This window comes from Desulfobacula phenolica (genome assembly GCF_900105645.1).
GTDB lineage: Bacteria > Desulfobacterota > Desulfobacteria > Desulfobacterales > Desulfobacteraceae > Desulfobacula > Desulfobacula toluolica.
Map to the genome: position 1 here is coordinate 143664 of NZ_FNLL01000002.1, position 22873 is coordinate 166536.

At 42.0% G+C, this 22873-nt stretch carries 19 protein-coding genes; 13 read left to right on the forward strand and 6 right to left on the reverse strand.

The features are described from left to right. Positions 1-91: 91 nt before the first annotated feature. Genes era through hisI form a run of 5 tightly spaced genes read right to left on the reverse strand, consistent with a single transcriptional unit; the run spans position 92 to position 4005 of the window. Entirely contained in the window at positions 92-988 is an 897-nt protein-coding gene (gene era, locus BLT94_RS03180; protein WP_092230333.1) for a GTPase Era, read from the reverse strand. After that, entirely contained in the window at positions 981-1574 is a 594-nt protein-coding gene (yihA, locus tag BLT94_RS03185; RefSeq protein ID WP_092230335.1) for a ribosome biogenesis GTP-binding protein YihA/YsxC, read from the reverse strand. Before yihA ends, era begins: the two co-directional genes overlap by 8 nt. Next, a complete protein-coding gene (locus tag BLT94_RS03190; protein ID WP_092230337.1) occupies positions 1574-2728 on the reverse strand; it encodes a pyridoxal phosphate-dependent aminotransferase in 1155 nt (384 codons plus the stop codon). Before BLT94_RS03190 ends, yihA begins: the two co-directional genes overlap by 1 nt. Continuing rightward, complete coding sequence (gene hisG, locus BLT94_RS03195; protein WP_092230339.1) at positions 2729-3604, reverse strand: ATP phosphoribosyltransferase; 876 nt, start codon at positions 3602-3604, stop codon at positions 2729-2731. Between the two features lie 14 nt (positions 3605-3618). Next, a complete protein-coding gene (gene hisI, locus BLT94_RS03200) occupies positions 3619-4005 on the reverse strand; it encodes a phosphoribosyl-AMP cyclohydrolase (RefSeq protein ID WP_014958959.1) in 387 nt (128 codons plus the stop codon). Positions 4006-4259: 254 nt separating this feature from the next. On the opposite strand from hisI, the gene BLT94_RS03205 reads away from it, so the two are divergent. The 10 genes from BLT94_RS03205 to BLT94_RS03255 all read left to right on the forward strand — a co-directional run bounded on the left by BLT94_RS03205 (position 4260) and on the right by BLT94_RS03255 (position 18823). Further along, entirely contained in the window at positions 4260-6170 is a 1911-nt protein-coding gene (locus BLT94_RS03205) for a PAS domain S-box protein (RefSeq protein WP_245742930.1), read from the forward strand. A 36-nt stretch (positions 6171-6206) separates the two neighbouring features. Next, positions 6207-8273 carry a sensor histidine kinase gene (locus tag BLT94_RS03210; RefSeq protein WP_175530256.1) on the forward strand — a complete coding sequence of 689 codons (2067 nt, stop codon included), beginning with the start codon at positions 6207-6209 and terminating at the stop codon, positions 8271-8273. A 48-nt stretch (positions 8274-8321) separates the two neighbouring features. Further along, positions 8322-9659, forward strand: a complete 1338-nt coding sequence (locus BLT94_RS03215) for a sigma-54-dependent transcriptional regulator (protein ID WP_092230342.1) — start codon at positions 8322-8324, stop codon at positions 9657-9659. An 18-nt stretch (positions 9660-9677) separates the two neighbouring features. Next, positions 9678-10232, forward strand: a complete 555-nt coding sequence (locus BLT94_RS03220) for a hypothetical protein (protein ID WP_092230344.1) — start codon at positions 9678-9680, stop codon at positions 10230-10232. 409 nt (positions 10233-10641) lie between these two features. After that, positions 10642-13845, forward strand: a complete 3204-nt coding sequence (carB, locus tag BLT94_RS03230; RefSeq protein WP_092230349.1) for a carbamoyl-phosphate synthase large subunit — start codon at positions 10642-10644, stop codon at positions 13843-13845. Between the two features lie 445 nt (positions 13846-14290). After that, positions 14291-14695: a hypothetical protein gene (locus BLT94_RS03235; protein ID WP_014958968.1), complete on the forward strand. Its 405-nt coding sequence runs from the start codon at positions 14291-14293 to the stop codon at positions 14693-14695. Positions 14696-14723: 28 nt separating this feature from the next. Further along, a complete protein-coding gene (locus BLT94_RS03240) occupies positions 14724-17228 on the forward strand; it encodes a helix-turn-helix domain-containing protein (RefSeq protein ID WP_092230352.1) in 2505 nt (834 codons plus the stop codon). A 108-nt stretch (positions 17229-17336) separates the two neighbouring features. Further along, complete coding sequence (locus tag BLT94_RS03245) at positions 17337-17693, forward strand: hypothetical protein (RefSeq protein ID WP_092230354.1); 357 nt, start codon at positions 17337-17339, stop codon at positions 17691-17693. A 267-nt stretch (positions 17694-17960) separates the two neighbouring features. Further along, positions 17961-18431: a PaaI family thioesterase gene (locus BLT94_RS03250; protein WP_014958971.1), complete on the forward strand. Its 471-nt coding sequence runs from the start codon at positions 17961-17963 to the stop codon at positions 18429-18431. Between the two features lie 38 nt (positions 18432-18469). Next, the gene (locus tag BLT94_RS03255) at positions 18470-18823 is read left to right on the forward strand and encodes a cytoplasmic protein (protein ID WP_092230356.1); all 354 of its coding nucleotides are present in this window, start codon (positions 18470-18472) and stop codon (positions 18821-18823) included. 68 nt (positions 18824-18891) lie between these two features. On the opposite strand, the gene BLT94_RS03260 is transcribed toward BLT94_RS03255, so the two are convergent. Continuing rightward, positions 18892-19374: an adenosine-specific kinase gene (locus BLT94_RS03260; protein WP_092230358.1), complete on the reverse strand. Its 483-nt coding sequence runs from the start codon at positions 19372-19374 to the stop codon at positions 18892-18894. Between the two features lie 153 nt (positions 19375-19527). Between BLT94_RS03260 and BLT94_RS03265 the strand changes: the two genes are divergently transcribed. The 3 genes from BLT94_RS03265 (at position 19528) to BLT94_RS03275 (ending at position 22757) form a co-directional block, all read left to right on the forward strand. Further along, positions 19528-20199, forward strand: a complete 672-nt coding sequence (locus tag BLT94_RS03265; RefSeq protein WP_014958974.1) for a lysophospholipid acyltransferase family protein — start codon at positions 19528-19530, stop codon at positions 20197-20199. A gap of 79 nt (positions 20200-20278) precedes the next feature. After that, positions 20279-22075: a DEAD/DEAH box helicase gene (locus tag BLT94_RS03270; protein ID WP_092230360.1), complete on the forward strand. Its 1797-nt coding sequence runs from the start codon at positions 20279-20281 to the stop codon at positions 22073-22075. 283 nt (positions 22076-22358) lie between these two features. Further along, the gene (locus tag BLT94_RS03275) at positions 22359-22757 is read left to right on the forward strand and encodes a hypothetical protein (protein ID WP_014958976.1); all 399 of its coding nucleotides are present in this window, start codon (positions 22359-22361) and stop codon (positions 22755-22757) included. The last annotated feature ends 116 nt before the right edge of the window (positions 22758-22873 follow it).

The following is a 22873-nucleotide window of genomic DNA, read 5'->3' on the forward strand; positions in this document are numbered from 1 at the left end:
TTGAAAAACAAAGTGTGACTTTCATGTTTTGTTGTGAGCGAACCAAGATAAGAAAATTGTTGTAGAAAATGGCCGGGTCTGCCCTTGGCAGTTAGTAACCAAATTCGTTTAACATCCTTCCATTGTCGACCCAGTTTTTGGTAACTTTTACAAACAACTTCAGCAGCACTTTCTGCCCTGTCATTTTTTCGATATCTTTTCTTGCCTTAGACCCGATTTTGGACAGCATGGAGCCTTTTTTCCCGATAATGATACCCTTTTGAGAATCCCTGACAACATGAATGCTGGCATGGATCACAATCAGCTTTTTTTCCATTTTAAACGAATCCACAGTAACTGCACTTGAATACGGTATCTCCATACCGGTCAATCGAAATACTTTTTCCCTGATAATCTCCTTGACCATAAATTTTTCCGACACATCCGTAAAAGTCTCCTCCGGAAAAAGCCTGGGACCTTTGGCCAATAAACTTTCAACTTCTTCAAGTAGATTTTTCACCTGAATATCTTTTATAGCTGAAACCGGAATAACGGCTTTAAAGTCATGCAGTTTCCTGAATTCCTCAACAAGCCGATAGACAAGTCCCTTATCCACCAGATCAATTTTATTCAACGCAAGAACAACCGGCTTAGATGTTTTTTTCAATTGGGATATGATCAGTTTTTCTGCAGAATAATTCCTGGCAGCTACATCCACCATAAACAAAATAACATCTACATCTTCCAGAGCCAGCAGAGCCTGATCAACAATTCTCCGGTTCAGTAATGTGGTGCTTTTATGAATTCCCGGCGTATCAACGAAAACAATCTGGGAGGACACCGTGTTAACAATGCCAAGAATTCTATCCCGGGTAGTCTGAGGTTTTTTTGATGTAATGGAAATTTTCTGGCCCAGCACCTGATTGAGCAAGGTGGATTTGCCTGCATTGGGAGCGCCGATAATGCCTGCAAACCCGGATCTGAAATTGGTTTCATTTTCCTTATTCATTATATATGCCCATTAAATTTTCAATTTCTTCTAGAACCGTATCTCTTCCTTGTTTTGTCTTGGTTGAAAAAAGAATAACACCGTTCTTTTCCCGGCCCAGCCGGGTGCAAATGGATAACAGTCTTTTTTGCTGATTTGTTTTTGACAATTTATCCGATTTCGTTAAAATCACCAGATAAGGAATGTCATGGGTTTCCAGCCAGTCCATCATATCAAATTCTTCTTTTTGAGGATCTCTTCGAATATCAATCAATAAAATCAACCCCAGAAGATTTTGGCGATGTGAAAGATACAGTTCAACCATTGGTTGCCATTGTGCCTGAATTTTTTTTGACACCTTGGCATATCCATATCCCGGCAGATCTACAAAAGAAAGGATCTCATTGATCATAAAAAAATTGATCAGCTGCGTACATCCAGGCTTTGAACTGGTTTTCACCATATTTTTTCTCTGGATCAATGTGTTGATCAAAGAAGATTTGCCTACATTGGAACGACCCGCAAAAGCAATTTCCGGGAAATCATATTCCGGATACTGGGAGGGTTTGACAGCGCTCTTAACAAATTGAACCGTTTTAATTATCATTACAGACCTTTTAAATATCCTTCCACACGGTCTAAACCAAGTTTCAGATTTTCCATGGAATTGGCATAGGAAAATCGCAAATACCCTTCCCCGTTTGCTCCGAAGTCAATCCCAGGGGTGACCCCTACATGGGCTTTTTCCAGGATATCAAAGGCAAGAGCATATGAATCGTTTGAAATATGTTTTGCATTGGCAAAAACATAAAATGCACCAGTTGGCTCTATGGTTATACCAAAGCCCATCTGCTTTAATCGCCCAATAACATAAAGGCGACGTTTATTATAGGTTTCTCTCATACGCTCAGTTTCTTTATGGGCATCGGTCAAGGCGGCTGCGCCTGCCAGCTGAGCCACGGAATTAGCGCAGATGAAAAAATTCTGCTGAAGGATCTGCAATGCCCGTACAAATTGAGGCGGCGATATCAAATATCCAAGACGCATACCGGTCATGGCAAAAAGCTTTGAAAACCCGTTCAACACAAAGGCCTTGTCTGTAAACTCATAAATGGAATGTTCCTTTCCCTCATAGACCAGCCCATGATAAATTTCATCTGAAATCACATACAGGTTGTTAACTTCTGCAATCTGTACAATCTGCTGCATTCTTTGTTGGGAAATGACATTCCCTGTTGGATTGGACGGGGAATTAATAAAAATAGCCCGGGTTTTAGAGGTGATTTTCTCTTTTATTGCTTCCGGAGTATACACAAACCCTTCTTCCTCAAAAACCGGAACCGTTACAGGAACCCCTTGAACATAATTGATAAAATTTGCATAGCATGCATAATGCGGGTCTGAAATAATGACCTCATCCCCTGGATTTAAAAGAGCTGAAAACAACAGCAGCATGGCAGGAGATGTGCCAGATGTCACAAGTATCTGTCCCGGATCAATGGTTGTGCCATAGGTTGTTTTATGATACTGGCTGATGGCTTCCCTAAGACGAATATCGCCCAGGCTGTGAGTATAATGTGTCTGATTTGCCAAAAAAGATTCAATGCCTACTCTTGTGACGCATTCGGGCACATTAAAATCCGGCTCCCCGATCTCCATATGCACAACCTTAATACCTTCCGCCTCCATTTTATGAATTTTTTCAAGAATCTCCATAACAATAAAGGGAGTTATTGTTTCACATCGAGTGGCAGGCTTCATTTACAGCACCTTGTTCAACGAGTATTCAATTATTCCTTCCGCACCTTCTTTGAGCAGCTTTGGAATCAAATCCCTGACCAGCCCCGTATCAATAATGCTTTCAACGGAAAACCAGTCGGATTGATACAAAGTGGCAATGGTGGGTGCATTCAGGCTTGGCAGAAGAGAAACAATCCTGGCGATTTTATCTTCAGGCACATTCATTTTTATTCCCACCAGCTTGTCGGCAACCAGGGCTGCCTGCAACAGCATGGCAATCTGTTCTATTTTTTCTCTTTTTACCGGATTTTCCCAGGCAGTTTTGTTGGCAATCAACTGGGTATTTGTTTCCATGACTTCATGGATCACCCTTAAGTTATGAGCCCGTATCGTACTTTCGGTTTCCGTAATCTCCACAATGGCATCAGCCAGCCCGGAAACAATCTTGGCTTCCGTGGCACCCCAGGAAAATTTCACATTCACGTCAATGTTCCTGTCCTTAAAAAACCGCTTTGTAAATTTTACAAGCTCAGTGGAAATGGTTTTCCCTGCAAGGTCTTCAAGAGTTTTTATAGACGAATCATTTGCCACGGCAATCACCCATCTGGCAGGGCGGGCACTGACCTTTGAATAAATAAGATCAGCCACCACATGGACATCGGATTCATGCTCTGCGATCCAGTCAAGCCCTGTCAATCCAGCATCAATAACACCGCTTTCCACATTAATGGACATTTCCTGGGCACGGCACAGGGCACATTCAATGGTATCATCATTAATATCCGGAAAATAACTTCTGCCTTCAATATTAATTTTCCATCCTGACCGTTTAAACAGATTGATTGTTGCATTCTGAAGACTTCCCTTTGGAATGCCCAATTTGAGTATTTTTTCCATTTATTTATATACCTTTATTTATATACCTCTTTGGGATCAAAAATTTTTGACTCTACTATTTTCAAATCATTGTCCTGAACTTTTGAAAAAAAGCAGCTTTTATAGCCCTTATGACAGGCTGCACCACCGACCTGATCCACCTTTAAGAGAACCGTATCATTATCACAATCCACCCGGATTTCCCTGACATTCTGAACATGACCGGATGTTTCCCCTTTTTTCCATAGCGTTTGTCTTGATCTGCTGTAATATGTTGCTCTGTGTGTTTTCACGGTTTCATCAAAGGCTTGTTTATTCATATAAGCAAGCATCAACACCTCACCTGTTTTATAATCCTGTGCAATGACCGGAATCAAACCATTGCCTTTTTTAAAATCAAGTTCAAAATCAAGTTTTAGCATGACAAGCACCAACTCCTTATAGGATATAATAATCAAAACTCTACTAAATACCCGGTATTGTTCAAAAAGTCAAATTTTAAAATTTTATTTTTTGAACAATACACAAATAACTTTTCCAAGTTTATGGATAAAACATTAAGGATAACTATAGTACCCTTAATCTTTTTTTAAGATATTCTATTGAAACTATGACCATATTCTGAGTATAAGTACCTGTCTAACACAATCAACCTGTATTTTTTCAAGGTGTATAAATGAAATCGGCAGACAACCCATCAGCACTTCAAAACGCACAAAAAGCAGAAAAATCAGCCAGAAAATTGTACCAGAAAAGCCGTCTTGCACAAAAAAGGCTTCACACACTCTTAAAATTCCTGCCTGACCCGGTGTTTGCATTCACCCTTGACAAAAAAGTCGAATACATCAACCCCGCATTTGAAAGAGTATTTGGCTGGACCTTAAAAGAGGTAAAGGGAAAAAACATTAAATTCATTCCGGATCACTTGATTGAGCAGGCAAAAAAGGGAATGAAACAATTGTTTGAAAACCAATCAATTCATGAGTTTGAAACCCAAAGATACACTAAAGACGGACGAATTCTTGATATATCAATTGATGGCTCAATTTTATACGATGAACAGAACAAACCGGCAGGACAGGTATTGATACTGAGAAATATGACTACAGAAAAGCGCATGGAAAAAAGCAACCAGATTCTGTTCAGGATCTCCAGGGCATTACACCAATATCTGGAACTAGGAGATCTGATCGCTTTTATCAACAAGGAGATCCAGAAACTGATATCCGTGGAAGGTGCTTTTATTTTACTTGCGGACAAATCAAAAGATCAACTCTATTTTTTTTCTGCCCAGTACCGGAATGCCGAATCGGAAAAAAAGTTTAAAAAAATCAGGTTTTCTGCTGACCAGGGGGTTTCCGGACGTGTTTACAAAACCGGAGAACCCCTTATTATCTTAGATGCTGCAAATTGCCCGTTTTTTCTGCGACGGGTTGAAGATGAAACCGATCTTGTTACAAAAAACATGCTGTCTGTTCCAATAAAACTCAAAGACCGGACAATTGGTGTCATTTCGGTTACCAATAAAAGCCATGGAGAATTTGACAACACGGATGTTGAACTTTTGAGCATGGTAACCAATACCATTGCTCTGCCCATTGAAAATACCCGTATACATGAAGAATTAAAAAAGTCTTATACGGAACTTAAAACATTAAACCGTGCAAAAGACAACGTGATCAACCATCTTGCCCATGAATTAAAAACTCCTGTTTCAGTTTTGGGTGCATCCATGAAACTTTTATCAAAAAAACTTAAAGCCACTGGATTACAAGACCCGCTCATTGAAAAAATTCTCACAAGAGGACAAAGAAATCTTAACAGGATTCTGGACATTCAGTATGAAGTTGAAGATCTGTTGAGAAAAAAAGATTTCAAAGCCTATCACATACTCAACAGGCTTCTGGATGCATGCAAAGATGAATTAAATATCCTCATTGAAAGTGAAACCGATAACATTGATATTATAAAAAGGGTTCATGATGCCATAGAAAACCTTTTCGGTCCAAAGAAAATCCAATCCAAATATCTTCTCCTGAATGAATATCTTATCAACAGGATTGATCAGCTTCGACCGGAATTCCAGCATCGAAACTGTGTTTTAAACACTCGAATTGACAAAAATATTCCTGTTTTTATTCCGCCTGAAATTCTTGATATCATAACAAAAGGAATCATCCGGAATGCATTTGAATATACCCCGGATGCCGGTCAAATTGACATTGTCTTGAAAAATACAGGAGATGATCCTGAACTGATTGTCACGGATTCCGGCATTGGATTTACCCGAGAAAAATTACACCTGATATTTGAAAACTATTTCACGCCTCCCGACTCAATTGATTATTCAACAAAAAAACCCTATGATTTTAATGCAGGCGGCAGGGGATTTGATCTTCTGAGAATAAAAATTTTTTCCGAAAGGTATCACTTTAAAATATGGATTGATTCAAACCGATGCGGCGTCATACCAAAAGATAATGATATCTGTCCAGGTGACATTCATCTATGCCAAGCATGTAAAACTCCCAATGACTGTTTTGCTTCAGGAGGAACATCCATACATATTAAATTTCCTGTAACCTGATAAATCTGTTACAGGAACGCTGTCATGGATTTTTTTATGAAAAAAAAATATTATTATAAAAATTTTACCAAAATCCATTTGATTATATTCTTCATAGGACTTTTTACCCTTTTTATTGTAATAGAAACCTTGATCCTGTCATCAGAGTATCGAAGCAGCATGACCAATGATGTTCTGGAACAATTTAATAATCAGCAGATACACCTTGCCCGGCAGACTGCAGACGGGATTGAAAAATTTTTCGAAGACATTTTAAGGGATTTGACATTGCTCAGTCAATATCCCAATATTACAGGACAAAATCAAAACAACATCAACCTGACCCTGGAACAGTTTTATAAAAAAAACAACCATGATGTGATTCATTTTTATAAACTTGATGCCAATGGGATCATGACCAACATTTACCCTAAAAATGTTGCACGCGGCAAAACTTTTTTATTTCGAAATTATTTTATTCAGACCAAAGAAGGCCTTAAACCCCATGTCAGCAAATTTATTAAGGTTCAAGCTGATTACTGGACCATTGTTATTTCCTGCCCCATTCTACGGGTTGAAAATAAAAAAACAGTCTTTGACGGACTGGTTGCCGCCACAGTAAGCGTAAACAAACTTCGCACCCTGTTTTTTGAACCGTTTAGACTCTCTGCAAGCGGTTACGGATGGATGATGGATGATGATGGTACGGTTACCATCAATCCCATTGAAATGGGATGGACGGGAAAAAATATCAATGCCCTGTTTGACCGTCCAGGTGAAAAAGGGCTTGAAGCATTGACATCACGCATGAAAAAAGGAGAGGAAGGTCTTGGCAATTACACCTATCACTTTATTGATAAATCAGCGGCATTCAGCCCTCTTAAGATAGGCCAGAGAGTTTGTTCGGTTGCCATCTGCACACCAATCGAAGAGATCAAGCAGTTTATGCAAAAAACCTTTATCAAGGAAAAAAAACTTCTGGCGTTTGTCATCCTGGTGATCATTATCGCAGGGGGCTGTGTCATGTTTCTCACCCGTCATATCTATCTTTCCCGCATGGAGGAACACTCCTGGGACAAGCTTATGGGAATCTTCAAAGCAATGTCCAGCGGTGCCTGTATTATTTCACCGGACTACACTATTGTATTCATTAATCCCGCTCTGATGAAAAGCCTGGGAATTGATGAAAATGAAATCATGAATATTCCGTGTCATACCTTTTTTATGGGACAAGATAAGCCCTGCAAAGAATGTCCCATGGAAGACACATGGGGTCAGGGCATTCCAGGCTATGCCCTCAAACGATTCACCCCTGTTTCAGGCCAGGCTTTTTCTGCTGAAGTGCTTACAATTCCACTTTCTGAAACACATGAAACACTTCCCCATGTTTTTTGCTATATTAAAAACCTCACCGAAGAGATCACCCTTAAAAGGAAACTGACACAGTCCCAGAAAATGGCTGTGATCGGTGAGCTTGCCGCCGGCATAGCCCATGAGATGCGCAATCCTCTTTTATCCATCTGTTCAGCCAGCGAGATGCTTCTGGACAGTCCCAATCATGACAGCGAGGAAGCCACCCTGGCACAAGTCATACACACCGAGGCCAGAACACTTGAAACCGTTATCCGGGAATTTTTGCTCTATGCCCGACCACCTGTACTGAACAGAACCCATACCCAGCTCAACGACCTGGTTGAAAAAATATGCAAACAAGCAAAATCAAGGAATGACTTTGGATCTTCCATTATCATAAAAACAAGCCTTGCCCATGATTTACCCAAGGCTTACCTGGATAAAAACAGACTCTCACAAATTATCTGGAACCTTGTTCAAAATGCCAGGGATGCAATAGAAAACCAAGGTATGATAAGGGTTATCACTGAATTAAAAAACACAAAAGGGATAAGAAAAAATATTATATTAATTGTGGAAGATTCAGGCAAAGGAATTGATCCTGAAATGAGCAAAGATCTTTTCAAACCTTTTTTTACCACAAAAGAACATGGACTTGGCATGGGCCTTGCTCTTGTAAAGCAAGCTGTTGAATTACATCAGGGCAGCATTAAATTTGAACAGAATTCTTTTGGAACACGATTTACTATTGTATTGCCACTGATGTCATAAAACAATAACATGCGGTTAATTTAAACTGCAAACAGGATCGGAGGACATATGAAAAAAATCCTTCTGGTTGATGACCAGGAATCCGTATTGACAAGTCTTTCTATTCTTTTGCGCAGAAATGGCTTTCATGTCGTTACCGCAAAAAATCCAACTGATGCAAAATGCCACCTGGTTAAAGAAGATTTCAACTTGGTATTAACGGATCTTCGTATGAAAAAACCCTATGACGGCTTGCAAGTACTCAAAGATGCCAAGGCATTCAGATCAGGAATCCATGTGATTATCATGACTGCCTTTGGAACCATTGAAAATGCAGTTGATGCAATGACAATGGGGGCTGATGACTATATTACAAAAGGATTTTCCAACAAGGAATTGATTAAAAAAATCAATAAAATCCTCAAAAAAAAGAAGTTCAAATCAATTGAGCAGCCAAAAGCAAAAGAATTTCATAAAATTGTCGGCAAAAGCAAACCTTTGCGCAATGCCCTGGAAATCATTCGAAAAGTGGCCCCTACCGACAGTTGCCTTATGATCCATGGAGATTCGGGTACAGGAAAAGAACTGATTGCCAAAACAATTCACAGGCTATCCCTTAGAAAAGACAAAATTTTTCTGCCCGTAAATTGTGCGGCTTTTTCCGACACACTCCTTGAAAGTGAACTGTTCGGACATATCAAGGGAAGTTTTACGGGTGCAGATACGGATAAGCACGGCCTTTTCTGTGCTGCTCATACCGGCACTTTATTTTTGGACGAAGTGTCGGAAATGTCAAAAGCCATGCAGGCAAGACTTCTGAGGGTATTGCAGGAAAAAAATGTAACTCCCGTTGGGAGTACTTCCACCTATCCTGTTGATGTCAGGATTATTTGTGCAACGAATAAAGACCTTTTGGAAGAAGTTTCAGCAGGAAATTTCAGGGAAGATCTTTATTTTAGATTGTGTGTTATTCCAATTGTATTACCCTCACTTGAAGAAAGAAAAGAAGATATCCCTCTGCTGGTTGATTTTTTCATCAACAACCTGAGCAAAAAATTTCTTAAAAAACCTATAAAAATTGACAAAAAGGCCATGGACTTGATCATGGAGCGACACTGGCAGGGAAATATAAGGGAACTTGAAAATTTTATAGAACGAATGATACTGCTGCTGGACAAACCTGTTTGCAATGAATCGGATATTATATCTCTTCTGCCACCGGTACAAAGCCACAAATCAACTCCATCTCCATCTTCTCTTTCAATGACCGAAAGTGAGCAGATCTTAAACGTTCTTCAAAACTGCAATTGGAATCAAAGCCTTGCTGCGAAAAAACTGGGTATCGGTCGAACAACACTCTGGCGAAAAATCAAACAATATGACATTACACATCAACTTCAGGTCTGATCCTGATCGGTTAAAACAATGCTTGAAGATTTAACCCAAAAATCAAAAAAACCACTGATGGTTTTGGTTTTTCTTTTAATGGTTGCGGTTATCATCAATATAGTCATACTCAAATTATTTGATCAAAAAAGTGCCTACAGGGAAGCTCATAGCCTGGTTGGAATCATAACACTCATGGGATTTGTTTATACTTTTGCAGATGACAAAACCTCACGAATCAAATTATTTTTCTTGTTCCTTATCTCCCTGGTTCCATGTTATTTGGGCACTGTATTTTCAGATCTGGACATAAAACTCCTGGGCATTGGCGGACACCGAAATCCTTTATTCCATAGCGGATTATTGTTCTTTATCTTATTGATTCCTGCAAAGCGGTTCAGGTCTTTTGTCCCTGCAGCAATTGTAGCATCATTTGGGATTGGTTTAGGCTCTCATCTGATATGGGATCTGTTTGATCATGCCGATGTCCGATGGATTCCTGGCTTGAACTTTGATCGTCTCTGGCTTGGCACAAACGGGCTGTTTTGTATTTTATCGGCAAAACTGTTTTTGTCGTCACGTCTCAACAAATAATGAGTCAAAAATCATGTCTGAATAACTTGCTGAATGGCTTGATATGAATGACCTATGAAAAAAGCGTTTAGAAATATTAACGAACAGCCTCACTCTTGTTTTCAGTCAACACTTATGTTAAAAATACCCAAATTAACAGGGCTCATTTACAGGGGACTTAACACCCCGAGAATACACGCTCATAACGAATGAGCGTAAAAAAGGAGTTGAACCGGACACCGTGAACCGAACAATAAAACTGCGTTTGCCTGCACAACCCCGGCACAGCTCAGCAATGCAATCAGGGCCTGCAAAAAATGAAAACAAATTATTTTTAAACGGCCACAAAAGATGCAAAAATTTTATACCCATTTTCACTGAACCCTGATTTTCCGTAACAGCAAACCCAAACAACAACCAAGGAAAACTTATGCCAAAACGCAATGACATCAACAAAATACTCATTATCGGCTCCGGGCCAATCATTATCGGCCAGGCTTGTGAATTCGACTATTCCGGCACCCAGGCCTGCAAAGCCCTGCGCGGTCTTGGCTATGAAATCGTACTGGTCAACTCCAATCCGGCCACCATCATGACCGATCCCGAAACAGCCGATATCACCTATATAGAACCGTTGAACCTTAAGGTGCTAACCAAAATCATTGACAAGGAACGGCCGGATGCCCTGCTGCCCAATCTGGGCGGTCAATCCGCATTAAACCTGTCTTCCGAATTGAACGAAGCCGGTGTGTTGGAACAATATGGCGTCAAGATTATCGGGGTTGATATGGAGGCCATCAAACGCGGAGAAGACCGCACGGCCTTTAAAGAAACCATGGAAAAGTTAGGCATTTCAATGCCCAAAAGCAGGACAGTCAACACAGTTCAAGACGCCGAAGAAACAGCCGAAGAGCTTGGATACCCGGTGGTGATCCGGCCGGCTTATACCATGGGCGGCACTGGCGGCGGCCTGGTCTATAACCGTGAAGAACTTCAAACCATTGCGGCCCGTGGTATAGCTGCCAGCATGGTGGATCAGATTTTGGTTGAAGAATCGGTCCTGGGCTGGGAAGAACTGGAGCTGGAAGTTGTCCGGGATGCAAAAAACCAGATGATTACGGTTTGTTTTATTGAAAATGTGGATGCCATGGGCGTTCACACAGGTGACAGTTTCTGCACCGCACCCATGCTGACCATTGATGAAGAACTGCAGCAGCGTCTGCAAAAATATGCCTATAAAATCGTTGAAGCCATTGAAGTGATCGGCGGCACCAATGTCCAGATGGCCCATGATCCCAAAACCGGTCGTGTCGTGGTCATTGAAATCAATCCGCGCACATCCCGCTCCTCTGCCCTGGCATCCAAGGCCACAGGTTTTCCTATCGCCCTTGTCTCCGCCCTGCTGGCAGGTGGCCTGACACTGGATGAGATTCCCTACTGGCGTGACAAAACCCTGGACAAATACACCCCTTCCGGAGATTATGTGGTGACCAAATTTCCCCGCTGGGCCTTTGAGAAATTTGAAGGCGTGGAAGATGTTCTGGGCACACAGATGCGGGCCGTGGGAGAAGTTATGTCCATCGGCAAAAACTATAAGGAAGCCCTTCAAAAAGCCATCCGCAGCCTGGAAATCAGCCGTTACGGTCTGGGGTTTGCCAAAGACTTTAATGAAAAGTCACTGGATGAACTCATGACCATGCTCAACCGGCCCAGCAGTGAACGCCAGTTTATCATGTACGAAGCTCTTCGCAAAGGTGCCGACATCCAGGCTCTCACAGACAAAACCCATATCAAGGCATGGTGGATTGAGCAGATGAAGGAGTTGGTGGATCTGGAAGAAAAAATCATTTCATACAAAGGCAAACTCCTTCCTGACGACCTGTTGATTCAAGCCAAAAAAGACGGTTTTGCCGACAAATACCTGGCTCAGCTGATGAACGTACCGGAAGAGCAAATCCGGGAAAAACGGCTGTCCCTTGGCCTTGCAGAATCATGGGAACCTGTGCCGGTGAGCGGCGTTGAAAACGCGGCCTATTATTATTCCACCTATAACGCCCCGGACAGCGTGCCTGTCAGCAGCCGGAAAAAAATCATGGTGCTGGGCGGCGGACCCAACCGAATCGGCCAGGGAATTGAATTTGATTACTGCTGCGTTCATGCGGCTTTTGCCATCCGGGATGCCGGATATGAATCCATCATGGTCAACTGCAACCCGGAAACCGTTTCCACAGATTATGACACATCCGATAAATTATATTTTGAACCTCTGACCGTTGAAGATGTCTTAAGTATTTATGAAAAAGAAAAACCAGAAGGAGTTATTGTCCAGTTCGGAGGCCAGACACCTCTAAACATTGCCAATGAACTGGCCCGGGCCGGGGTGAAGATTCTGGGCACCACACCTGAAACCATTGACCTTGCCGAAGACCGTGACAGATTCCGCAAAATTATGCGCAAGCTGGGCATCCCTCAGCCCAAAGCAGGCATGGCCATTGATATTGACGAAGCACTGAAAATTGCCGATACAATCGGTTATCCCCTTATGGTCAGGCCGTCCTATGTTCTTGGAGGACGGGCCATGGAGATTATCCATGATGATGACATGCTCAGGCATTACATGGCGGCAGCCGTGGATGTTTCACCTGAACGTCCGATTCTCATTGATAAATTTCTGGACAATGCAATTGAAGCCGAAGCCGATGCCATATCGGACGGTACGGAAGTGTTTGTACCCAGCGTGATGGAGCATATTGAACTTGCCGGGATTCATTCAGGTGATTCAGCCTGTGTCATACCGCCGGTGAGCATCCCCCCCAAACACATTGACACCATAACAGAATACACCAAAGCCATTGCCACAGAACTTAATGTGGTCGGGCTGATGAATATTCAGTATGCCATACACGACAACACCGTTTATATTATCGAAGCCAATCCCAGGGCATCGCGGACCGTGCCGCTGGTTTCCAAGGTATGTAATATCTCCATGGCCCGTATCGCAACCCAGCTGATGCTCGGAGAAAAAATAGAGGACATGAATATTAAACATCGGGAGATCCCTCACTTTGGCGTCAAAGAGGCGGTTTTCCCGTTCAACATGTTTCCCGAAGTGGACCCCCTGCTCGGACCTGAGATGAGATCAACCGGTGAAGTTCTCGGTATGTCCGACAGCTTCGGACTTGCATTTTTCAAATCCCAGCAGGCTGTCCAGCTTCCATTGCCCCTTGAAGGCAGTGTATTGTTTACCATTGCAGACCGTGATAAATACCCGGCTCTTGAGTCTGTCAGGCTTTTCAGGGATATGGGATTTAACATCATTGCCACCAAAGGAACCTATGATTTTCTGGTTGAACAGGGAGTCGAGTGTGAACTGGTGAATAAACTTGGCTATGGCCGTCCCAACCTGATTGATGCCATCAAAAACGGAAACATCCAACTTGTCATCAACACCCCCAGCGGCCGACAAAGCCAGCATGACAGCTCCTATATCCGTAAATCCGCCATCAAATACAATATCTTGAATATTACCACCACTGCGGCAGCGGTCGCGGCTGCCAAAGGGATTGCAGCACGAAAGAATGGAACCGGCAAGGTAAAATCCCTACAGGAATACCATGCTGACATAAAAGACTGATATAAAAGCTGATTCGATTAAAGCTAAAAGCGTAAAAATTAAGTTGAAGGCCATCAGAGGGACAGATGGCCTTCAACTTTACAGGCATACAATCCACGATCATCTCTACCTCATCCTCCCCCTTTTTTTACCTGAAATTTTTCATAAAAACCTTAAAAAATTCACACAAAGACACTCAATCTTTATTGACGACAAACCTTAATAAAATACAAGGGTTGCCTATATAAGTTTTATATGAAAGTCTTAAAAAATCCAAACAGTGACTTTCAATCTTTGTTGTGGGCAAACCAAGCTGAAATACCAGTTCTGCCCGTGGCAGTTATAGAAAACTTATAACTTGCTGGAATCAAATATGTTTCAAGAATAATCAGCAAAGCTCTCATTGATCAGGCTAAGTTTCTGTGCTAATAATTAAAACCATTCATAAGGAGGTTGTATAAAAGAGATGAGCAATGGAAGTGATACAAAAGAAATTGTAAAAGTCAAAATGGGCCGCATAGGTGATCGACCCTATTGGGTTTTAATCTTTTCGATATTTGTCAGGGCGCTCCATCAAGTAGGGGCGGGTGTCTTCCTGGCCTCATTTCTCCTGAAGGACATGATTACCCTGCCGCCTTTATATCTTATTCTTGTTGCCGTAAGCGGTGTCATACTGATGGTCACAGAAGGCCTGAGACACAGGCAGTTATTCAGAGAAGTATCCGGATTCAGCACTATCCTCAAATTGGTTATTCTGGGACTGGCATACCACAAAATGGTGTCGGCCACACTTGTCGTATTATTTGTCTTCATACTGGCCTCAATTTGTTCCCATGCACCCAAATTTATCCGGCATCGGCTGCTTTTTTAAAATTAATCGCACATGATTGGAAAACCATATGGCATCCACACCATCAATAAACCATGAACTTCAGCTGGCCCGGGAATTTGTTCAATACACGGACAGCCATATTTTTTTAACGGGAAAAGCCGGCACCGGCAAAACCACATTTTTGCATGACCTGAAAAAAGATACTGCAAAACGAATGATCATAACCGCCCCTACCGGGGTTGCAGCCATTAATGCCGGCGGTGTCACCTTGCATTCTTTTTTTCAGCTGGCCTTTGGACCTTTCATTCCGGGCAGTGATGCCTATGAAAACAAACGACAGCGCATGTTCAGATTCAGCAAAGAAAAAAAACGGATTATCAAGAGCCTTGATTTGCTGGTGATTGATGAAATCAGCATGGTACGGGCTGATTTGCTGGATTCAGTGGATTCGGTACTTCGGCAGCACCGCCGAAATGATCAGCCTTTTGGCGGTGTTCAGCTGCTCATGATCGGGGATCTGCACCAGCTCTCGCCTGTGGCAAAACAGGATGAATGGAAGCTTTTACAGCAATATTATGACTCGGTTTATTTTTTCAGCAGCCATGCCCTTGCCCGGACAAAATTGCTGACCATTGAATTAAAGCATATTTACCGGCAATCCGACGTCAGGTTTATCGAACTGCTTAACCGGGTCCGCAACAACCGGCTTGATGCCGACTCAATCAAAAAATTAAACCAGAGGTATATTGAAAACCATACCCCTGAAAAAGACCAGGGCTATATAACACTGACCACCCATAACAGCAGTGCCGACACCATCAATAGAACCCGGCTTGCAGAATTGGCAGGAAAAGAATATCGTTTTAACGCCAAAATTTCCGGGGATTTTCCCGAACATACCTACCCTACCCCGGGTTCCCTGGTACTCAAAGAGGAAGCACAAGTCATGTTTCTTCGCAATGACAACTCTGCTGAAAAGCGATATTACAACGGTAAAATCGGAAAAATAACAGAGATTTCCATGGAACGGATCAGCATTGCCTGCCCTGACGAACCAGAAGAGATTGAGGTTGAACCCGTTGAATGGGAAAACATCAAATATACGGTAAATGAGGAAAACAAGGAGATCCAGGAGGAGATTATCGGCAAATTCAAACAATTTCCCCTGAAACCGGCCTGGGCCATAACTGTCCATAAAAGCCAGGGATTGACCTTTGACAAGGCAGTCATTGATGTCAACTCAGCTTTTGTCCATGGCCAGGTTTATGTGGCTTTAAGCAGGTGTAAAACTTTTGAGGGCATGGTTTTGAGTTCTCCGATCCCTTCTCAAGGCATTGAAACAGATGATGCTGTCCTGGACTTTGTTGAAACGGCCAGGCAGGCCCCGCCCTCTGATAACCTGCTCCGGACTGCAAAAATATCCTTTCAGCAAAAACTGATCATGGAATGCTTTGATTTTCAATTGCTGCATAACCGTCTCAACTATCTTGTCCGGCTTTTGCTGGGCAATGCCAACTTGGTTCAGTTGTCCGGCATCACCGATATGGGCCGTTTGCAGGAAATGGCCTGGAAAAATATTTTTACGATAAGCGAAAAATTCAAACAGCAATTGCGTACTATTTTTGAAGATAACGGCCTGCCGGAAACAAATGATTACCTTCAAGAACGGACCCGCAAAGCATCCGCATGGTTCCAGGAACAGTTCTCCTTGATTTTTGATGATCTTGTTCAAAAATTCCAGGTAGAGACAGACAACAAAGAACTTGCCAAAAGAATTGGCAATGCTTTGAATAATCTAAAACAAGACATTATTATCAAACGCGCCGGCATCCAATCTTGTGAAAACACATTTTCGCCGTCCCATTATTTACGATCCATATCCAAGGCTGAGCTTGATTTTACCCCTGAAAAAACAAAAAAAGCACAGACACCTGCCTACAGTGCGTCAGACATTGAGCATCCTGAACTATTCCAGCAGCTTAAAGACTGGCGGACAAGCACTGCCAAGGCGCAGGGTATTGCCCATTTCCAGGTTCTCCACCAAAGAATATTGATCCAGATAGCAGTCAGCTTGCCAGACACAGAAACAAAACTGAAAAAAATAAGCGGTGTTGGCAAAAAAACCCTGGAAAAATACGGCAAAGAAATTTTGGCACAGGTTGTGGAATATCGTAAAAATCATGGGATAGAAAAGGTTATACTGCCGGAACCAAAAAACATACCAGAAAAAAAAACCTCCTCTGGAAAACCCACAGGCGCATCAAACACAATGCAGACAAGCTTTGATATGTTCAATAAGGGAATGGCCATTGCCGATATCGCCGAAGAAAGGGGTCTTGTGGAAAGCACCATCCAGAATCACCTGTGTTTTTTTATAGAAAACAGCCAATTGGATATCAACAAAGTACTCTCGCCTGAAAAACAAAACGCCATCGAAGCTGCACTGGCAAAAGGCCCGGCAGATTCCTTCAAAGCCGTCAAACAAAATCTGGGAGACGGTTTTTCATATGGTGATATCAAACTTATGCTGGCACACAAGAAGCACCTGGAATCAAAACAAAATCAATCCTAAAGAAAATCAACAACTTAAGTTTTTTATTCCAGTGTACGATATATATGTCATAGCGTAAAAATATTTTTGCAATAGTCTTATCTTTGACACTTAAAATTGGATTGGACAATGAAAGACATAGCCAAAATAAATCAAAGTGAGTCCATTCACCCGGACAAGCCAAACATCAATTCTTATGAGAAAAAAAAACATAAAAGAAAAAAGCACGGTCAGGAAGCTAAAAAACATTATGATGAATTAATCAAAATTGTGGATGAAACGCATAAGGATCTGGAAGAAAAAAATTCTCCGTTCCGTCTTTGCGTATACCAGGAAGGTGATGATATTTTCATTGATGTTGTTGCCATTGACAACTTGGGTAAAATCACCCAGGTGTTCAAGCACGACATCTCCCATGCTCAATTTGAACACCTGATCCATCAATTAAAAAGCGGCCGGGGTCTTATTCTTGACACTGACGCATAATCTGTTTTTTTTATAACTGCCACGGGCAGACTTGGTCTTTCACCCATGTTTGCCCACAACAAAGATTTAAAGTCTCTGTATGAATTTTTGAAGACTTTCATATAAAACCAAATCAAATTTTTGCTATCCTGTTTTCTTGCTGTCCTACATATCTTATTACATCTAAAAACAAAAAGAATTGCAAAAATCAGCAAATCTAAAGATAATAAAAAATTTGATTGTTGAGCATAATGTAAAAATAACCTTTTTTCAAAGGAGTCATAAAAAATGGAACAAAAAGCATTTCAAGATTATTATTCAGATGATTTCAGCCAATGCTATGGCTGCGGCAAACTAAATGAACACGGATTACAGATCAAAAGCTATTGGGACGGAGACGAGACTGTTGCAAGATTTTCGCCCAAAGAATACCACACAGCCACATCCAGATTCGTATATGGCGGATTGATCGCGTCACTGGTTGATTGCCACGGAACAGGATCGGCATCGGCAGCAGTTTATCGACAAGAAGGCCGGGACATGGATACTCAACCCAGCATACGGTTTGTAACAGCTTCCATAAAAGTTGATTATCTTGCACCTACCCCTTTGGGAGTGGAACTTGAAGCACGAGGTAAAATAGCGCAAATTAAAGGGAAAAAAGTGGTGGTTGATATCAGGGTGCTTGCAAACGGTCAAACTTGTGCAACAGGAAGTGTGGTTGCGGTCAGAATGCCGGAAACCATGATGATAAAATAAACAAATTTTAATCCCGACAAATACTTAAGGAGTATAAAATGACAAATCAAAAATCAGTAATCTTTGCATTCCGGGGCGACCCACTGTGTTTTATTCATGTTCTTCTCAATGGCATTGATCTTCATGAACGCGGCCAGGAAGGCTTGATCATCATTGAAGGGGAAGCTCTTACACTAATTCCTCAAATGGCCAAACCAGAACATTTTCTTTCAACCCTTTATCAGAAAGCAAAAAAACTGGGCCTTTTGCACGGAGCCTGCAAGGCATGCTCGGCTAAACTTAAAGTTGAAAAAGAGATTGAAAAACAAGGCATTCCTTTTATAGGTGACATGTCAGGTCACCCTTCCATGGGAGAATTTATTGAAAAAGGATATCAGATCATTACATTTTAAGGATTTATACTTTATACAACAGCAGGCATGGAATTTTACAATCCATACCTGCTGTTGCAGGGTTGAATCTATAGTTTATACCCGATCATTTTCAAAAATCCTTTTCTTTTTTCAATATCCTCTTCAGTCTCGATACCTTTTGGTGAAAACCCGTCAATCACTCCGAGAATTCCCCGTCCCTGATCTGTCTGGGCCACGATAACCTGCACGGGATTTGCCGTTGCACAGTGAATCCTGGCAACCTCTGGTACATTTTTAATGGTATTGAGAATATTGATGGGAAACATATCTTTCATAAAAATAATAAAAGAGTGACCTGCAGAAAGTTCAAAAGCATTCTTCTTTGCAAGTTCAATCAAATCTTTATCTGTTCCGCTATACCTTACCAGGCGCTCTATGGATGCCTCACAGAATGCCACACCAAACTTTGCATTGGGTACTGTACAAACAATAGCTTCATGAATGTCTTCAACGGTTTTGATAAAATGAGAATGGCCCAGAATAAAATTTAATTCATCCGGATTTTCAATTGTTATGGTTTTCAGTTCCATACTAACCTCCAAAATTGACCTCCAAAAATTCTATTAAAACAGGTAGCCTAAAGAAGGGTTAACTATAATCATAATTCGAATTGAAAAACAAGTTGCGTTCTTCTGAGAAATTGGTAAATTGCTCATAATTTAATGAATTTCAAGAGAGCCGACATGTTTAAAAAATTAAAATTTCTTATTTATACCCGCCCCTTTATTGTTTTTGCCTATTACCTTATCCGGGTTTACAGTCTGACCTTCCGCCTTAAGGTCATCAATGAAGAAAAATGGCAACATCTGTTGAAACAGGGAAAACCAATCCTGCTTTGCGCCTGGCACCAGCAGTTTTTTTCCGCCATCCGGCATTTTAAGACCTATTCAAAATTCAATCCAGGCCTCATGATCAGTCAAAGCCGGGATGGAGAGCTTATTGCCGGGGTAGCCAATAGAACCGGGTGGCATACCCCCAGAGGTTCCTCCTCAAGGGGAGGTAAAAAAGCCATGGATGCCATGATCAATCACCTGACAACATACAAGCTTGGTGCCCATATACTTGACGGTCCCACAGGACCCATAGGAAAAGTCAAGGCCGGGGTTATTAAAATAGCTCTGGAAACAAACGCTTTAGTGGTGCCTTTTTATACCCATGCGGAACATGCCTGGTTTTTTAATTCCTGGGACAGATTCATGCTTCCCAAGCCTTTTTCAAAGGTTGTTTTGACCTTTGGAAATGAACTGCAATTTTCCAAAGCCGACACTCCTGAAGAATTTGAAGCCCAGCGGCAGCTTGTGGAAACGACCATGCTGCCCGGACTTATGCTTAAACCCAAAAAAAATGGTTCTTGATTAATATAACGAACTCATGTATAATTCCAATTTTTGATTTCTTTAGTCGGTGATCCCGGCCTTTTATGTAAGGAACCTTATGCCCCAGAACAACTTGCCCTTGACCGGGTTTGACGAAATGAACTTGAGCCCCCCTGTGTTTTCTGCATTGCAGGATGTGGGCTATGAAACTCCAACCCCGATCCAGGCAATGACCATCCCCCATCTGATCCGGAACAAAGATGTGCTGGGCCAGGCCCGGACCGGCACCGGCAAAACAGCCGCCTTTGCCCTGCCACTGCTATCCCGGATTGACCTTGACAACAAACGGCCCCAGGTATTGGTATTGACCCCCACCCGGGAACTGGCCATCCAGGTGGCAGAATCCTTTAAGACCTATGGTGCAAGAATGAAAGGGCTGAACGTATTGTCCGTTTACGGAGGACAAAGTTACGGAATTCAGCTGAACCAGCTCAAAAGGGGAGTCCATGTGGTCGTGGGAACACCCGGCCGACTCATGGATCATATGCGAAAAAAAACCGTGTCATTTGCAGACCTTTTTTGTGTAATCCTGGATGAGGCAGATGAAATGCTTCACATGGGCTTTATTGATGATGTGGAATGGATACTGGACAGAACGCCACCCGATTCACAAACCGCTCTTTTCTCAGCCACCATGCCCAGGCCAATCCAAAAGATTGCCCAAAAATATCTTACATCACCGGAAGAATTTTTTATCAAACCGGACAACACGGAACTTAATACCATCAAACAGCAATACTGGATGGTCAATGGAGCTAAAAAAGCGCACGCCCTGACCCGTATACTGGAGGCTGTCTCCTTTGACGGGGTGATTGTTTTTGTTAAAACCAAAACCGCAACACTTGAGCTGGCAAAAATTCTTGAAGACAAAGGATTCAAAGCCGAGGCCCTGAACGGGGATCTTGCCCAGAATGCAAGAGAACGAACCGTTAACCGGCTGAAAAACAGCCATATCGACATTCTGGTGGCAACTGATGTTGCGGCCAGGGGTCTTGATGTGGACCGAATCTCCCATGTAATTAACTATGACATGCCTTCCAAAGTTGACCCCTATGTCCACAGGATCGGCAGAACCGGCAGAGCCGGTCGGACAGGAGAAGCCATACTGTTTGTTTCCCGAAATGAACGCTGGATGCTGAAAGTTATTGAAAAGACCACAAAACAAAAAATTCAGGAAATCAGCCTGCCCTCCAACAAAACCATTAATAAGAAGAGAATAGCTGACTTTAAGCAGGCCATTACTCAGACCCTGGAATCAAAAGACCTGAGTGTTTTTCAAGAACTGCTTGAAGGATATGCCCAGGAACAGGACATCCCTGTTGTACAGGTTGCAGCTGCCCTTGCGAAATTAGCCCATGGAGACAGCCCTTTCCTGTTGCCTGCGGATAAAGACAAAAAAACCGCAACAGCTAAGCCAGCCCGAAAAAAACAGGCTGCCCCGAAAAACATTTCAAATAACAGGAACACGACAGAAAGAACAAACAAGCCGGGTAATACAGCAAGAAAACAAACACCCAAACCAATGAAAAAACAAACCTCCTCCCAAAAAGCAAATATTACTCCCACAAAAGAAACAAACATTGCTCCCCAGGAACAAGCAAGTGTGCCACCCCTGGAAAAAGGCATGGAAAGATACCGAATTGAAGTGGGACGTCTCCACGGGGTCCAGGCTGGAAATATTGTCGGAGCCATTGCAAATGAAGCCGGTCTTGACAGCAAACACATCGGCCATATAAATATCAACCAGGAATTTTCCTTTGTGGATCTTCCATACGGTATGCCAAAAGAAATTTTCAGGCTCCTGAAAAGAACCTGGGTAAAATCCCAGCAAATGTCAATCTCAAAATGTGCCTGAAGAACCCTATCCGCATTATTGCACCCCTAAAAAAAACAGGAACAAGGACAATCCATTAAGGAATCTGTCCTTGTTCTACAGTCTGTTGACTTGGTTTTGTTATCAACTTTTCCCATAAGCAGGCCCCCTGCCCGTTTTTTTGCCGTCTTATAAAATAAAAAATTTAATTCATTATTGAAGCGTATACGAGATTTATGGTATCTAATAATTTATAACTCTATCTTGTTTGTTCAGCAAAAAAAAAACAAAAAAACAATCCCATAAACAATAAGGACGGTATGCCATGGATGAAGCAATCAAATTGTTAAGTATCAGCAGAGTGTTGGAAAAAATGATAAATCATACGGCAAATGACATTTTTTATACATACAGAGATATGTTTTTGATGATGGAAAACACCTACATTGTTCCAGCTGTCTGGGGTGCCATGGAAAACGGGGAACTGGACGAGACACAAAAGGAAATACACAAAAAAATAAAAAAACTGGTGAACGATTCAATATCAGCTCTTTTCATAAAAAATATGACTGACCCGCAGGCCTTTGCCATCAAGTATCTTGTAAACAGAACCATGATTTACACCATATCATACATGATTGAAACGACTAGAAATCAAGTATCCCAAGGGGCCATCACAGCCAATGACATGTTGACCAACCTGAAACCCATGGGAAATGCCTGAATCAAAACATGTGTTATCAATGCTTTTATAAGCGAACCAGAAAATAAAAGAAATCAAATCAAATCGTAGGGTGAGATCGCCCGTTATGAAAAGGCGGCAATAAAAAGATGGCGACA

Excerpts from the sequence above, each read along its gene's own strand:
- yihA (WP_092230335.1), bottom strand. The coding sequence starts at position 1,574 with ATGATAATTAAAACGGTTCAATTTGTTAAGAGCGCTGTCAAACCCTCC.
- BLT94_RS03235 (WP_014958968.1), top strand. The coding sequence starts at position 14,291 with ATGAGCAATGGAAGTGATACAAAAGAAATTGTAAAAGTCAAAATGGGC.
- BLT94_RS03250 (WP_014958971.1), top strand. The coding sequence starts at position 17,961 with ATGGAACAAAAAGCATTTCAAGATTATTATTCAGATGATTTCAGCCAA.
- BLT94_RS03205 (WP_245742930.1), top strand. The coding sequence starts at position 4,260 with ATGAAATCGGCAGACAACCCATCAGCACTTCAAAACGCACAAAAAGCA.
- hisI (WP_014958959.1), bottom strand. The coding sequence starts at position 4,005 with ATGCTAAAACTTGATTTTGAACTTGATTTTAAAAAAGGCAATGGTTTG.
- BLT94_RS03215 (WP_092230342.1), top strand. The coding sequence starts at position 8,322 with ATGAAAAAAATCCTTCTGGTTGATGACCAGGAATCCGTATTGACAAGT.
- BLT94_RS03245 (WP_092230354.1), top strand. The coding sequence starts at position 17,337 with ATGAAAGACATAGCCAAAATAAATCAAAGTGAGTCCATTCACCCGGAC.
- BLT94_RS03210 (WP_175530256.1), top strand. The coding sequence starts at position 6,207 with ATGAAAAAAAAATATTATTATAAAAATTTTACCAAAATCCATTTGATT.
- BLT94_RS03220 (WP_092230344.1), top strand. The coding sequence starts at position 9,678 with ATGCTTGAAGATTTAACCCAAAAATCAAAAAAACCACTGATGGTTTTG.
- era (WP_092230333.1), bottom strand. The coding sequence starts at position 988 with ATGAATAAGGAAAATGAAACCAATTTCAGATCCGGGTTTGCAGGCATT.
- BLT94_RS03270 (WP_092230360.1), top strand. The coding sequence starts at position 20,279 with ATGCCCCAGAACAACTTGCCCTTGACCGGGTTTGACGAAATGAACTTG.
- hisG (WP_092230339.1), bottom strand. The coding sequence starts at position 3,604 with ATGGAAAAAATACTCAAATTGGGCATTCCAAAGGGAAGTCTTCAGAAT.
- BLT94_RS03190 (WP_092230337.1), bottom strand. The coding sequence starts at position 2,728 with ATGAAGCCTGCCACTCGATGTGAAACAATAACTCCCTTTATTGTTATG.
- BLT94_RS03275 (WP_014958976.1), top strand. The coding sequence starts at position 22,359 with ATGGATGAAGCAATCAAATTGTTAAGTATCAGCAGAGTGTTGGAAAAA.
- BLT94_RS03255 (WP_092230356.1), top strand. The coding sequence starts at position 18,470 with ATGACAAATCAAAAATCAGTAATCTTTGCATTCCGGGGCGACCCACTG.
- BLT94_RS03265 (WP_014958974.1), top strand. The coding sequence starts at position 19,528 with ATGTTTAAAAAATTAAAATTTCTTATTTATACCCGCCCCTTTATTGTT.
- carB (WP_092230349.1), top strand. The coding sequence starts at position 10,642 with ATGCCAAAACGCAATGACATCAACAAAATACTCATTATCGGCTCCGGG.
- BLT94_RS03240 (WP_092230352.1), top strand. The coding sequence starts at position 14,724 with ATGGCATCCACACCATCAATAAACCATGAACTTCAGCTGGCCCGGGAA.
- BLT94_RS03260 (WP_092230358.1), bottom strand. The coding sequence starts at position 19,374 with ATGGAACTGAAAACCATAACAATTGAAAATCCGGATGAATTAAATTTT.